We start from the raw sequence: 13,237 nt of genomic DNA, 5'->3' as shown, positions 1-13,237 counted from the left end.
CCCTGCCCCTGATGCGGGACATCTCCCCGCCGCCGATCTGAATCTTGACGTGAAGAGATATCCGGCGATCAGGCTATCCGACCCGGGACTCCCCGCACCGCCGCCCCCTTGTGGCACGGCTCACGGCGTTTCTGATGCGCCGGGGTGCGGCCCGTCTCCCTACTGCGCCGGGGTGCAGCCCGTTTCGCCGTTCGCGAGTGTCGCGCACGCCGTGGCGCCCGCGGCGTCCGGCACGGCGACCATCGGGGTGTACGCGTCCATGCTGGCGTCGACGGAACCGCTGTGGCCCTCCCCCGCGCCGGAGGTGATCTGGACCGTGTCACCGACGGACGCCTGGGTGATCCGTCCCCAGGCCGCCCCGCAGGTCTCGCTGTAGCGGACCTCGATCAGGGCCGTACCGACCGTGGCGCTGGCGACGGTCTTCGCGAACTCGCCGCCGCAGCCCATGTCTTCCGGGTCCTGGCCGGCGCAGTCGTCGGCGGCGCACTTCACCCCGGCCGGCAGCGCGGGGTCGCTGGTGGACGGGGAGGGCGACGGGGACGCGGCGACGGGCTTGGCGTCGTCGCCGTCACCACCGAGGCCGGTCAGCAGCACGGCCGTCGCGGCCACCAGCAGCACGCCGACGACACCCGCCACGACGAGCGTCGCCCTGCGCCGTCCGCGTGCCTGGCCGGGGGAGGCGGCGGGCGCGTGGCCCGGCGGCTGTCCCGGGCCGGCGGGGCCGCGCCCCTGCGGTACGGCGGACGGCCGGGGCCTGCCCGCGTCGGCGCCGGGGCCGGCCGACGCGGCGTCACGGCCACCGGGGAAGCCACCGGGAAAACCGCCGGGAGCACCGGCGCCACGGCGGCCGGTGGGGTCACCGGCCGGTGGCCGGCCGAACTCGCCCAGGGCCTCGCGCGCCTGGGAGATCCGTATCTGTTCCATGGTCATGTCGTGGCGCATCTCGGACCGGCTCCAGGCGCGCTCCGCCAGCTCCCACATGGTGGTCAGATGCACCGGATGCGTGCCGGTCACCTCGGCCAGCGCGAGGATCGCGCCCTTGGGCGGGAGCAGCCGCCCGTTCAGATAGCGCTCCCACGACGTCTTGCTGTAGCCGGTCCGGTCCGCCAGCGCGGCGATGCCCAGACCGCTGCGGTCGACCAGCCTGCGCAGTTGGCTCGCGAACTCCCTGACCTGTGGGTCGAGTTCGTCCGGTAGCGCCTTCCAACGAGGCATTGCCTCCCCCTTGTCCCCCGCACGTGCCCGATGTGCCCCGCGCTCTGCTCCCCCACCGCCGGCCCGGCCGTTCCCGGCGGCCTCCGGCGCTCCCGCCCCAGTCTCCCATCCGTAGCGGGCTGATCACACCGTGGCGGAATGGTCACCTCCGTGCCACAGGCACCGGGTAACCCTTGAACCCTTTTGGCGCGTCCATGACTCTGATGCCTGTGCCGGGAGGCACCACCACAACGGACGGCGCCCGTCCTCCCACGGGGGAGAGGACGGGCGCCGTCATGGGTACGTACCGAAGCGTCGGTGGGCTACGGCACGGTCGAGTGGACGATGTCCTCCAGGAACGGGATCTCCAGCCATGGCTCGGGCTGTGTCATCAGGGAGAGCATCACGATGGCGACGCCGAGCAGGCCGTACGTGACCATGTCGGTGAAGCGCGAGCGCACGGCCAGCATGCCCACGGAAGGCAGCACGCGGCGCAGCACCGCGCCGCCGATCAGGGCCACGCCGATCAGTATCGTGCCGATCCGGGACGCCTCGGGGAAGGGATGCAGCCCGACGATCAGCAGCCCGAGCCCGGTCGTGCCGAGCACGCTGAGCAGCGGCCACTGCCGCGCCGGCGCGGGCGCGTCCCGGGGGGCGGCGCGACCGCCGCCCTCGGGCCGTGCGGTGTCCCGGGTGAAGGTGGGGAAGCGCCGGGTCCGCCCTGCGGGCGCCGCGTCGGCGCCGTCGGAACCGGCTCCTTCGGCAGGGGCGCCACCGGACGGCTCACCGGCCCCATCGACAGAGTCCCCGCCGACAGAACCCCCATCGACAGAGCCCCCGGCGACAGGGTCTCCGCCGCCAGAGCCCTCGCCGGTGCGGCTCTCGCCCACCGGGGCGGCCGGCTCGGCGCGGTCAGTTGTCACGGCCGGGGCGACCGGCTCGGGGACGTCCCGTACCGGCGCGACCGCGTCCGGCACCGCCGTGTCCCGCGCGGCCGCGTTTCCTGCCCCGCGCCGCGACCGGGCCGCGTCGCCCGCGCTCGTACCAGCACCCATGCGGTGCCCCTTTCCGGATTCGGTTCCGCCGTCGTTCAGCCCGCGTCCGCGACGGCGCGTTCGGCCGCCTCGACCACGTTGACCAGCAGCTGGGCGCGGGTCATCGGGCCGACGCCGCCCGGGTTCGGCGAGATCCAGCCGGCCACCTCGGCGACGCCCGGGTGGACATCCCCGACGATCTTGCCGTTCTCGTCACGGCTGACGCCGACGTCGAGGACCGCCGCGCCCGGCTTCACATCCTCGGGCTTGATGATGTGCGGCACACCCGCGGCGGCCACGATGATGTCGGCCTGCCGGAGCTGCGCCGACAGATCGCGGGTGCCGGTGTGGCACTGCGTCACCGTCGCGTTCTCCGACTTACGGGTCAGCAGCAGCGGGATCGACCGGCCGACGGTGATACCGCGGCCCACGACCACGACATGCGCGCCCTTGATCTCGACGCCGTGGTGGCGCAGCAGCTGGATGATGCCGTACGGAGTGCAGGGCAGCGGCCCGGTCTCGTTCAGCACCAGCCGGCCGAGGCTCATCGGGTGCAGCCCGTCGGCGTCCTTGGCCGGGTTCATCAACTCCAGCACCCGGTTGGTGTCGATGCCCTTGGGCAGCGGCAGCTGCACGATGTATCCGGTGCACTCGGGGTTGGCGTTCAGCTCCCCGACGACCGATTCGATCTCCTCCTGGGTGGCCGTGTCGGGCAGCTCACGCTGGATCGAGGAGATACCGACCTCGGCGCAGTCGCGGTGTTTGCCGTTCACGTACCAGCGGCTGCCCGGGTCGTCCCCGACGAGCAGCGTCCCCAGGCCGGGGGTGACACCCCTCGCCTTGAGAGCCGCCACGCGGACGGTCAGATCGGACTTGATCGCGGCTGCGGTGGCCTTGCCATCGAGAATCTGGGCGGTCATACCCCCATCCTCGCGGATGACCCCTCCCGGTCCCAATTCGTGTCCGCCTGGTGTGCGCCCGCGCGGTCACCGGCGGCTCCACAGGAGGTTGCACTTGCACAACACCTGCGGAAAGCGACTGGACAGAAAGGAGATGTGAAGACCACGATTGCCGCGCAGTGCGCGGGCAGCGTCGGGGGGCAGACCGCTCAGAGTGGAGTTATTCCTCGGCGCGGGCCGTGTCGTCCCCGCATCACCAACGGAGGAATCCCGCCATGAGCTTCGGCGACCCCAACAATCCGTACGGCCAGCCGCAGGGTCAGCAGCCGGGCCAGCAGCCGGGCTACGGCTACCCGCAGGGGCAGCCCCAGGGCCAGCCCGGGTACGGCTACCCGCAGGCCCCGCCGGTGCAGGAGCCGTACGGCGGCTACCCGGGCGGCTACCCCGGCGGTCACATGGAGATGCCGGGCGGCGTCAAGGCGGCCCGCGTGATGCTCTACATCCTGGGCGGCCTCCAGGTCCTGGGTGCCATCGGGATAGTCGTCGCCGGTGCGTGGCTCAGCGACCGGCTGACGGAGTCCGCCGACACCTACGGCACCAATGACAATGCGGCCAGCATCGGCATGGGCGTCATGGTCATCCTCGGCATCCTCACCCTCGGTGTCGCACTGTGGGCGATCCTCACCGCCGGCAAGTTCGCCACCGGCGGCAACGGCATCCGCATCTCGGCGATCGTCTACGGTTCGGTGATGACAGCGCTCAGCCTCCTCAGCCTGCTGAGCGCGAACATTTTCGCCATAGTCAGCGTCGCTCTCGGCGTCATGATCATCGTCTTCTGCGCCAAGTCGGACGGCGCGGCCTGGTTCCAGCGCCCGCGCCACTGACGCCCCGTCAGTGCGTCCATTACGGGCACTTCACGAAGGCACGAAGGCCGTAAACCCCGCTCAGGGTTTACGGCCTTCGGCTTTTCAACAACTCGACGCGCTCAGTGGATGAGGCTCAGTGGAAGAAGTGGCGCGTCCCCGTGAAGTACATCGTCGCGCCCGCCTTCCGCGCCGCCTCCACCGCCAGCTCGTCGCGGACCGAACCGCCCGGCTGGACCACGGCCCTGACGCCCGCGTTCAGCAGGATCTCCAGGCCGTCGGGGAACGGGAAGAACGCGTCGGACGCGGCGTACGCGCCCCGGGCCCGCTCCTCGCCCGCCCGCTCGACCGCGAGCTTCGCGGAGTCGACGCGGTTGACCTGGCCCATGCCGACGCCCACCGACGCGCCGCCCTTGGCGAGCAGGATCGCGTTGGACTTGACCGCGCGGCACGCGCGCCAGGCGAAGGCCAGCTCGGCGAGCTCGGCCTCGGAGAGCGCCTCGCCGGTCGCGAGGGTCCAGTCCGCCGGGTCGTCGCCGTCGGCCTGGAGCCGGTCGGTGACCTGGAGCAGCGCACCGCCGTCGATGGGCTTCACCTCGACCGGGGCGGACGGGGCCTCCGGGCAGCGCAGCACGCGGATGTTCTTCTTGCGGGCCAGCACCTCGACCGCGCCGTCCTCGTAGCCGGGGGCCACGATGACCTCGGTGAAGATCTCGGCGACCTGCTCGGCCATCGCGACGGAGACCGGCCGGTTGACGGCGATCACGCCGCCGAACGCGGACAGCGGGTCGCAGTCGTGGGCCTTGCGGTGCGCCTCGGCGACATCGTCACCGATCGCGATCCCGCACGGGTTGGCGTGCTTGATGATCGCGACGCAGGGCTCGGCGTGGTCGTACGCGGCACGGCGCGCGGCGTCCGTGTCCGTGTAGTTGTTGTACGACATCTCCTTGCCGTGCAGCTGCACGGCCTCGGCCAGGCCGCCTTCCGCGCCGGTGTAGAGCGCGGCGGGCTGGTGCGGGTTCTCGCCGTAGCGGAGCACGTTCTTACGGGCGTACGTGGCGCCGAGGAAGTCCGGGAAGCCGGAATCGTCCGCGGCCGCGTAGCCGTCGGCGAACCAGGAGGCCACGGCCACGTCGTACGCGGCGGTGTGCTGGAACGCCTCCGCCGCCAGCCGCTTGCGGGTCGTCAGGTCGAACCCGCCGTCCCGTACGGCTCCGAGGACATCCGCGTACCGCTCGGGGCTGGTGACGACCGCGACGGAGGGGTGGTTCTTGGCGGCGGCCCGGACCATCGAGGGCCCGCCGATGTCGATCTGCTCGACACACTCGTCGGCGGTGGCCCCGGAGGCGACCGTCTCGCGGAACGGATAGAGGTTCACGACGACCAGATCGAACGGCTCGATGTCCAGCTCGGCCAGCTGCTCGCGGTGCGAGTCGAGCCGGAGGTCGGCGAGGATGCCGGCGTGGACGCGCGGGTGCAGCGTCTTGACCCGGCCGTCCAGGCACTCGGGGAAGCCGGTCAGCTCCTCGACCTTGGTGACAGGCACCTCGGCAGCGGCGATCTTCGAGGCGGTGGAGCCGGTCGAGACCAGGGTGACGCCCGCCTCGTGCAGCCCACGGGCCAGCTCTTCGAGGCCCGTCTTGTCGTAGACGCTGACCAGCGCGCGGCGGATCGGCCGCTTCGTACCTTCGGCGGTCACTGGATCGTTACCTTTCGTCCCTCAATGCGGTAGCCGTGCCGGGCCAGACGCCCCACGACCTCGACGAGCAGGCGTCGCTCGACTTCCTTGATGCGCTCATGGAGAGCGTCTTCATCGTCCTCGTCCCGCACCTCGACCACGCCCTGCGCGATGATCGGGCCGGTGTCGACGCCGTCGTCGACGAAGTGGACGGTGCAGCCGGTGACCTTCGCGCCGTACGCGAGCGCCTCACGTACGCCATGGGCACCGGGAAAACTGGGGAGCAGGGCGGGATGCGTGTTGACGAACCGCCCGCCGAAGCGCGCGAGGAACTCCTTCCCCACGATCTTCATGAAGCCGGCGGAGACCACCAGGTCCGGTTCGTACGCCGCCGTCGCCTCGGCGAGCGCGGCGTCCCACGCGTCACGCGTCCCGTAGTCCTTCACCCGTCGGACGAAGGTCGGCAGCCCGGCGCGCTCCGCACGCGCCAGGCCCTCGATGGAGCCACGGTCCGCGCCGACGGCGACGACGCGCGCCCCGAAGGCCTCGGGGTCGTCGCCGATGGCGTCGAGCAGGGCCTGCAGGTTCGTACCCGACCCGGAGACCAGCACCACGAGACGGGCCGGTCCTGCCGGGCGGACCGGACGGCCGGGGTCCGCGGCGGGGGGCGGGGAGGCGGAGGAAGGCGGGGAGGCCACAGCGGGCGCCTTTCTGGGAGCGAGCACAGCCTCGCGGGGTCGTGCGGCGTGGTCGTACGGCGGCTGGCGTGGTCGTGCGGCTTTGTGTGGTCGTACGAAGGAATCGTGTTCCCCGATACGGGGAACTCTACAAAGGCGCCGACCGTCAGCAACGATACCGGCACACCAGGCGGCCCCCACGGGACGGGGGCTTGGCCGGGAGGTAGCGTCTGGGGACAGGGTTCCGTCTCCGTGACGGGCCGTACGAGACAAAGAGCCCCGCTCGCCGGGTCTGAGGGGAAGACGTTCACCAGATGCCGGACCGACGCCGCCGCACGGCACTCCACCTCCCGCTGCCCTCTGGGCTGGTGCTGCTGCCACGGGAACGCCAGTCCTCTTCCACCGGGCCTTCGGGGCCCTCCGAGCCCCCTGGGGACTCGGGTTCTTCAGGCTCCTCAGGCTCCTCGGGCTCCTCAGGGACGGGCGGGTCCTCGGGCTCCGGCGGGCCCTCCGGGTCCGGCGGCTCCTCCGACGACAATCCGTTCGCACCGCCGCCCGAGGGCAGGCCCGACCAGCCGTGGCAGCCCCGCCGCCCCGAGAACGGTGACTCCCCGGACGAGAGTTCGAGCTCCGGCCGGGGCTGGGGCGGCCAGTGGAGCAGCCATCAGCCGGGACGCTCCTCCGGCGGCTTCGGCACCCGCCCCGGAAACCAGAGCGGACAGAAGGGCCAGGGAGGCGGCCAGGACGGCCCCGAGGGCGGCCGCGGCAGTGGGCTGCGCTGGGATCCGACGGACCCGGTCCAGCGCCGGGCCCGCTATGCCCTGCTCTCCGGGATGTGGGCCTTCTTCTTCGCGCTCTTCGACTTCCCCGAGATCGCTCTGCTGCTCGGGGCGCTGGCCCTGTACTGGGGCATCAGCTCGCTGCGCAACAAGCCCGGAAGGCACACCTCCGGCTCGGACAGTGCGGCGTCCGAGGGCTCGTCCCCTGTTCCGGCGCGATCGGAACAGCCGGAGCAGCGGAACGCGGCTCAGAGCCCGACCTCGAACAGACCGCAGACCACGGCAGCGGTGAGCGGCCTGGTGACGGCCGCTCTCGCGCTGGCGATCGTGGCGGCGACCTTCACCGTGCAGCTCGTCTACCGCGACTACTACACGTGTGTGAACGACGCCCTGACGAAGACGGGCCAGCTCTCCTGCAACGACCTGCTGCCGCATTCGCTGGTCCCGATCTTCGGCGTCAAGGAGTAGGACCCGGGTCTCCCCCCGCGTCGCCCTCGTCGGAGCCGCTCTTCTCGGAAGAGGCCGGCTCCGACGGCCGTTCCGGGGACAGCCTCGCTTTCGGGGACGGTCTCGGTTCCGGGGACGGCCTCGATTCCGGGGAAAGCGGCGGCGCGGCCGCGAAGTCGGCCAGCAGATCGCCGGGCGCCCCCGCGGCCGGCGCCCATCGCGTCCCTCGCGTACCGCGCTCGTACCAGGCGTCGGCCGGCAGGAAGTCGTACGGCTCGAAATCCGGATCGGACGCTTCCGCCAACTCCGCCCGCGCCTCCGCCCGCGCTGCCGCACCCCCCTCCGCCCGTGCCCCGCTTCCGCCGCCCGCGACGTCCTGGGCGTCGTGGCCACCGGCCGTGTCCGAGGCCCGCGACCCTGCGGCGGGCACCTCGGCCTCGGCGCCACGCCACCACATCAGCCGTCGCCATGCCGACGGCCGCCATACCGACGGCCGCCGCACCAGCCGCCACACCAGCCGCCAGGGCGCCCGCCACCAGGCCACCGCGGGGACGCCCGGTTCCGCTCCCCCGGTCGCGGCCTTCGTACGCGGCTCCCGCAGCCGCCAGGCGCGCAGCAACAGCGCGGCCGGTACGCCGAGCGTCACCGTCCACCCCAGCGCCGCCGCCCCCGTCAGCCACCACACAGGGCCGAAGGCCGCCAGGTCCGCGTTGCCCAGCGGCCCGCCCGACAGCGCCGCCACAACCGCCATGAGCACCCCGCACACCGCGCCTCCGAGTGCGGCCGTCAGCGCGGTCTCGCCGGTGCCCCAGGCCTCCGCCCGAACGGCGTAACGCGGCGCGGCCACCCGCACCGTGAACCAGCCGACCGCCGGTCCCGCGACCACCGGCACCGCCGCCGCGGCCCAGTTCAGCGCGGTCGGCGGGCCCGCGGGCACCGCGGCGAGCAGCGGGAAGACGGGCACCTGGGGGGCGCCCACGACCCCGAGCGGGGTGACGGTCGCCGCCGTACCGAGCGCGAAGCCGGGCCCCAGGCCGTACGCGGCCCCCCAGACCGCGGCGTTCGGCACCAGCGCGAGACCCAGTAGCAGCACGGCGAACCGCCCCGACCAGTCCCCGGCGAGCCGGCTGAACGACGCGTGCGCCAGGTCCCCGTGCCAGACCAGCGAGGCCCCGACGAGCAGCGCACCGCCGCCCACCAGCACCAGAGCGGCCGCGGCCCCGGACCGCAGCGCGACCACGCTCCCGCGGCGTGCCGCGAGCTGCCCCACGGCGCGGACGAGACGGTTCTGCTCGGCCCCCGGCAGCCACAACGGCGCGGGACCGAGCCGGCGTCCCCTCGCCGTCCACGCCCCGGCGGCCGTGGACAGCAGGGTCACGACCGGCAGCGTGAGCGCCGCGCGCAGCGGATGCGCGGTGAGCGGCCCGTCCGCCACATAGACCAACACAGCCCCGCCGACCAGCAGATATCCACCGGTGACCAGGCACACGGCGCCGAGCGCGGTGAGCTGCGGCCGCCCCTCGGCGGGTTCGAGGGCGTCCCGGGCCGACCGGTACATCAGCCACACCGGCAGCGCCACGAGCAGTATCGGTACGACTCCGAGCGGCGCGGGGGCCCCTGAGAGGGTGTCGGGTCGTACCAGCTCGACGCCGTGGGCCAGCAGCCACAGCGCGGCCGCGACCCGAAGGGCCCCGCCGGCGCCGTTGTCGGGGTACGGCGAGCTGATCCACATCACCAGCACCAGCACGGCGAACACGCCGAGCCCGAGGCCCGCCGCGATGATCCCGCGGAGAAAAGAGGTCGTCAGCACAACGGCCCGGCCCCGCTCCACGGCCGAGGCTGAGGACAACGACGCGGTGCGATCGGTCAATTGGGTCACGCCGTCATGCTGCCAACGACGGGCACTTTATTCGCGTAAGAGGCGGATAGCCGCTGTGTCGCCCAATATATGTTTATGTGCTTTTTCGGCCAATTCAGTGCTGCGGGGAGTACCTCATGACGCAGAGCACCACGCCCAGAGCTTCCGCTTCCGCTACCCCGCTGCCCTCTCCCGAGGAGAGGCGCAGGCTGCGGGAGGCGAAGCCGATGACCGAGAAGCAGGTCGCGAGGGCGGTGGGTGTCGCGCGGTCGACGATCCGGTCCTGGGAGACCGGCCGTACCCCTCCGCGGGGACGCAAGGGAGAGGTGTACGCGAAGCTGCTGGCCGGCTTCGAGGCGGAGCGCCAGGACAAGGAAGCCCAGGCCGCGAAGGCAGCGGCGGAGGCGGCGGCCGAGGCGGCGGAGGCGGCCGAGGTGCGGTCCGCGGCCCGTCAGCAGGGCAGGGAGCAGGACAGACCCGCTGCTCAGGACCGTACGAAGGATACGAAGGAACGGGAATCCGCCGCGCGCCGGCCGCGCCGGTCGCGGCACTCCCCCCGGCGGGTGCCCACGGCCTCCCCCATCACGGCCGCCGCCGCCATCGCCCTCGCCGGACGGGAGAAGGCCGCACACCCCGGGATGTGGGGCGGCGCCGGGCCCCGGATGGCCGATGACATGGCTGCGGCGCTCACCCCTGCCCAGGCCTTCGACGCGCTGTACGCGTTCGCGGCCCCCGCCCTCGTCCGCCAGGCGTACCTGCTCACCGGGCGGCGTAATCTCTCCCAGAATTCTGTCGAACGCGCCTTCCACCTCGCGTGGCAGCGCTGGCCCGAGGTCGCGGTCGACCGGGATCCGGCGGGCTGGGTGCGCGCCGCGGCGTACGAGTACGCGATGTCGCCCTGGCACCGGACGCGGCGCACCGGCAAGAAGCTCGACGTGGTCCCGGGCGAGCACGAAGGACGCGACGGACGGGAGCTGCGCGAGGCGCTGCTCGCTCTTCCGCCGTCGTACCGCCGCACGCTGCTGCTCTACGACGGACTCGGGCTGGACCTGCCGGAGACGGCCGCCGAGACGGAGGCGAGCACCCCGGCGACGGCGAGACGGCTGATCCACGCCCGCAAGGCCGTCGCCGGGCGGCTGCCGGAACTGACCGACGCGGAGCTGCTGCACGAGCGCCTCGGCGCGCTCACCCTGTCGGTGGAGCCGCCGAAACTCACCCCGGCCAAGAAGGTACGGAGCGGCTGCGAGCGGCGTGCCAGGCTCTGGACGCGGTCGGCCATCGCCTTCACCGTGCTGATCGTGGGGGCGACCGGGTTCACCCTGTCCACCGCGCCGACGCGGTACGAACCGCCGCAGTCCCCGGGTGAGCAGATCGAGGGCGTCCCGGTGGCCAGCGGTCCGCAGCGGCTGAGCAAGCAGGACCTGAAGCTGCGCGAGAAGCTCCGCAAGGAGCCGATGAACGGGCCGTACCGGCTCGTACCGCAGGTCCGCTGAGCTCGTACCGCCGGTCCCGCCGAGGGAGAACGCGCGTGGGCCCGCACCCCGGAAAGGGTGCGGGCCCACGCGCGTGGTGCGTTGAGACGATCAGCCCGCGAGAAGGGCGCGCGCCAGCTCGGCCGTCTCGGTCGGCGTCTTGCCGACCTTGACGCCCGCGGCCTCCAGGGCCTCCTTCTTCGCCTGGGCCGTGCCGGAGGAGCCGGAGACGATGGCGCCGGCGTGGCCCATGGTCTTGCCCTCGGGCGCGGTGAAGCCCGCGACGTAGCCGACGACCGGCTTCGTGACGTTCTTGGCGATGAAGTCGGCCGCACGCTCCTCGGCGTCGCCGCCGATCTCGCCGATCATCACGATCAGGTCGGTGTCGGGGTCGGCCTCGAACGCGGCGAGCGCGTCGATGTGCGTCGTACCGATGACCGGGTCGCCACCGATGCCGACGGCCGAGGAGAAGCCGATGTCACGGAGCTCGTACATCATCTGGTAGGTCAGCGTGCCGGACTTGGACACGAGACCGATGCGGCCGGGCTTGGTGATGTCGCCCGGGATGATGCCGGCGTTGGACTGGCCGGGGGTGATCAGGCCGGGGCAGTTCGGGCCGATGATCCGGGTCTTGTTGCCCTTGCTGCCCGCGTACGCCCAGAAGGCCGCGGAGTCGTGCACCGCGATGCCCTCGGTGATCACGACGGCCAGGCCGATCTCGGCGTCGATCGCCTCGACGACGGCCGCCTTGGCGAAGGCCGGCGGCACGAAGACGACGGAGACGTCGGCGCCGGTCTTCTCGATGGCCTCGGCCACCGAGCCGAAGACGGGTACGGAGGTGCCGTCGAAGTCGACGGAGGTGCCCGCCTTGCGCGGGTTGACGCCGCCGACGATGTCGGTGCCGTCAGCGAGCATGAGCTTGGTGTGCTTCATGCCGGTGGCGCCGGTCATCCCCTGGACGATGACCTTGCTGTCCTTGGTGAGGAAGATAGCCATGGTGTGCTGACCTGTCCCTTACTTCGCGGCCGCGAGCTCGGCGGCCTTGTCGGCCGCGCCGTCCATGGTGTCCACGCGCTGCACGAGCGGGTGGTTGGCGTCGGACAGGATCTTGCGACCCAGCTCCGCGTTGTTGCCGTCGAGGCGCACGACCAGCGGCTTCGTGACGTTCTCGCCCTTGGACTCGAGCAGCTCCAGGGCCTGGACGATGCCGTTGGCGACCTCGTCGCACGCGGTGATGCCGCCGAAGACATTGACGAACACGGACTTGACGTCCGGGTCGCCGAGGATGATCTCCAGGCCGTTCGCCATGACCTCGGCGGAGGCGCCGCCACCGATGTCCAGGAAGTTGGCGGGCTTCACGCCGCCGTGGGCCTCACCGGCGTACGCGACGACGTCGAGGGTCGACATGACCAGACCCGCGCCGTTGCCGATGATGCCGACCTCGCCGTCGAGCTTGACGTAGTTGAGGTTCTTGGCCTTGGCGGCGGCCTCGAGCGGGTTGGCCGCGGCCTTGTCCTCGAGCGCCTCGTGCCCGGGCTGGCGGAAGTCGGCGTTCTCGTCGAGCGAGACCTTGCCGTCCAGCGCGATGATCGTGCCGTCGCCGGACTTGATCAGCGGGTTGACCTCAACGAGGAGCGCGTCCTCCTTGATGAAGACGGTCCACAGCTTCTGCAGGACGTCGGCGACCTGGTCGGCGATCTCGGCCGGGAACTTCGCGGCGGCGACGATCTCGGCGGCCTTCTCGGGCGTGCAGCCCTCGTTGGCGTCGACCGGGACCTTGGCGAGCGCGTCGGGGTTCTCCTCGGCGACGACCTCGATCTCCACGCCGCCCTCGACGGAGGCCATGGCGAGGAAGGTGCGGTTGGTGCGGTCCAGCAGGAAGGAGACGTAGTACTCCTCCGCGATGTCCGCGGTCTCGGCCAGCATGACCCGGTGGACCGTGTGGCCCTTGATGTCCATGCCCAGGATCTGGCCGGCCTTCTCGACGGCGTCCGCCGGGTCGGAGGCCAGCTTCACGCCGCCGGCCTTGCCGCGGCCGCCGACCTTCACCTGCGCCTTGACGACGGCCTTGCCGCCGAGCCGCTCGGTCACCTCGCGGGCCGCTTCAGGCGTCTCGATGACTTCACCGGCCAGCACCGGTACACCGTGCTTGGCGAAGAGGTCCCTCGCCTGATACTCGAACAGGTCCACGCGTGTCCGTCCCTTTAGTCTCTTAAACCGCAGCCTGGTGATCGCGGGTTCGTTGTCTGCGTGGGCGTGCCGCGAAGGGCAACGTGACTGCGCTGTCACTGAGGGAGGCGTACACGCTGTCCGGTACGCGGCATGTCCGCCTCGCA

The 13,237-nt window shown here is 72.1% G+C and carries 11 protein-coding genes; 3 read left to right on the top strand and 8 right to left on the bottom strand.

Features of this window, described 5'->3' with window-relative positions:
* Positions 1-159 precede the first annotated feature (159 nt).
* The 3 genes from ACZ6MZ_RS20935 to ACZ6MZ_RS20925 form a co-directional block, all read right to left on the bottom strand.
* The gene (locus tag ACZ6MZ_RS20935; protein ID WP_469353506.1) at positions 160-1,215 is read right to left on the bottom strand and encodes an XRE family transcriptional regulator; all 1,056 of its coding nucleotides are present in this window, start codon (positions 1,213-1,215) and stop codon (positions 160-162) included.
* 302 nt (positions 1,216-1,517) lie between these two features.
* Entirely contained in the window at positions 1,518-2,249 is a 732-nt protein-coding gene (locus ACZ6MZ_RS20930; RefSeq protein ID WP_389783966.1) for a DUF3017 domain-containing protein, read from the bottom strand.
* A gap of 35 nt (positions 2,250-2,284) precedes the next feature.
* Complete coding sequence (locus ACZ6MZ_RS20925; RefSeq protein ID WP_384182443.1) at positions 2,285-3,148, bottom strand: bifunctional methylenetetrahydrofolate dehydrogenase/methenyltetrahydrofolate cyclohydrolase; 864 nt, start codon at positions 3,146-3,148, stop codon at positions 2,285-2,287.
* Between the two features lie 254 nt (positions 3,149-3,402).
* Here ACZ6MZ_RS20925 and ACZ6MZ_RS20920 point away from each other — a divergent pair, with 254 nt between their 5' ends.
* Positions 3,403-4,011 (top strand): hypothetical protein, encoded by a 609-nt coding sequence (locus ACZ6MZ_RS20920; protein ID WP_469353503.1) that lies wholly within the window; start codon positions 3,403-3,405, stop codon positions 4,009-4,011.
* 115 nt (positions 4,012-4,126) lie between these two features.
* Here the strand turns inward: ACZ6MZ_RS20920 and purH are convergent, their stop codons facing one another.
* The gene (gene purH, locus ACZ6MZ_RS20915; protein ID WP_469353501.1) at positions 4,127-5,689 is read right to left on the bottom strand and encodes a bifunctional phosphoribosylaminoimidazolecarboxamide formyltransferase/IMP cyclohydrolase; all 1,563 of its coding nucleotides are present in this window, start codon (positions 5,687-5,689) and stop codon (positions 4,127-4,129) included.
* A complete protein-coding gene (gene purN / locus ACZ6MZ_RS20910) occupies positions 5,686-6,366 on the bottom strand; it encodes a phosphoribosylglycinamide formyltransferase (protein WP_384334270.1) in 681 nt (226 codons plus the stop codon). Before purN ends, purH begins: the two co-directional genes overlap by 4 nt.
* 293 nt (positions 6,367-6,659) lie before the next feature.
* Between purN and ACZ6MZ_RS20905 the strand changes: the two genes are divergently transcribed.
* Positions 6,660-7,592, top strand: a complete 933-nt coding sequence (locus tag ACZ6MZ_RS20905) for a hypothetical protein (protein WP_469353500.1) — start codon at positions 6,660-6,662, stop codon at positions 7,590-7,592.
* Here ACZ6MZ_RS20905 and ACZ6MZ_RS20900 read toward each other — a convergent pair.
* Positions 7,582-9,450, bottom strand: a complete 1,869-nt coding sequence (locus ACZ6MZ_RS20900; RefSeq protein WP_469353498.1) for a cell division protein PerM — start codon at positions 9,448-9,450, stop codon at positions 7,582-7,584. The genes ACZ6MZ_RS20905 and ACZ6MZ_RS20900 overlap by 11 nt on opposite strands.
* A 116-nt stretch (positions 9,451-9,566) precedes the next feature.
* On the opposite strand from ACZ6MZ_RS20900, the gene ACZ6MZ_RS20895 reads away from it, so the two are divergent.
* Positions 9,567-10,922, top strand: coding sequence for a sigma factor-like helix-turn-helix DNA-binding protein (locus ACZ6MZ_RS20895; RefSeq protein ID WP_469353496.1), 1,356 nt, complete (start codon positions 9,567-9,569; stop codon positions 10,920-10,922).
* A 90-nt stretch (positions 10,923-11,012) separates the two neighbouring features.
* Here ACZ6MZ_RS20895 and sucD read toward each other — a convergent pair whose 3' ends face one another.
* Positions 11,013-11,897, bottom strand: a complete 885-nt coding sequence (gene sucD / locus ACZ6MZ_RS20890; protein ID WP_384189429.1) for a succinate--CoA ligase subunit alpha — start codon at positions 11,895-11,897, stop codon at positions 11,013-11,015.
* Between the two features lie 18 nt (positions 11,898-11,915).
* The gene (gene sucC / locus ACZ6MZ_RS20885) at positions 11,916-13,091 is read right to left on the bottom strand and encodes an ADP-forming succinate--CoA ligase subunit beta (RefSeq protein ID WP_384189431.1); all 1,176 of its coding nucleotides are present in this window, start codon (positions 13,089-13,091) and stop codon (positions 11,916-11,918) included.
* Positions 13,092-13,237 lie beyond the last annotated feature (146 nt).

The organism is Streptomyces sp. NPDC042201, from assembly GCF_055582185.1.
Note: the sequence above shows the minus strand (reverse complement) of the source record. Positions and strands in the feature narration are given on the sequence as shown.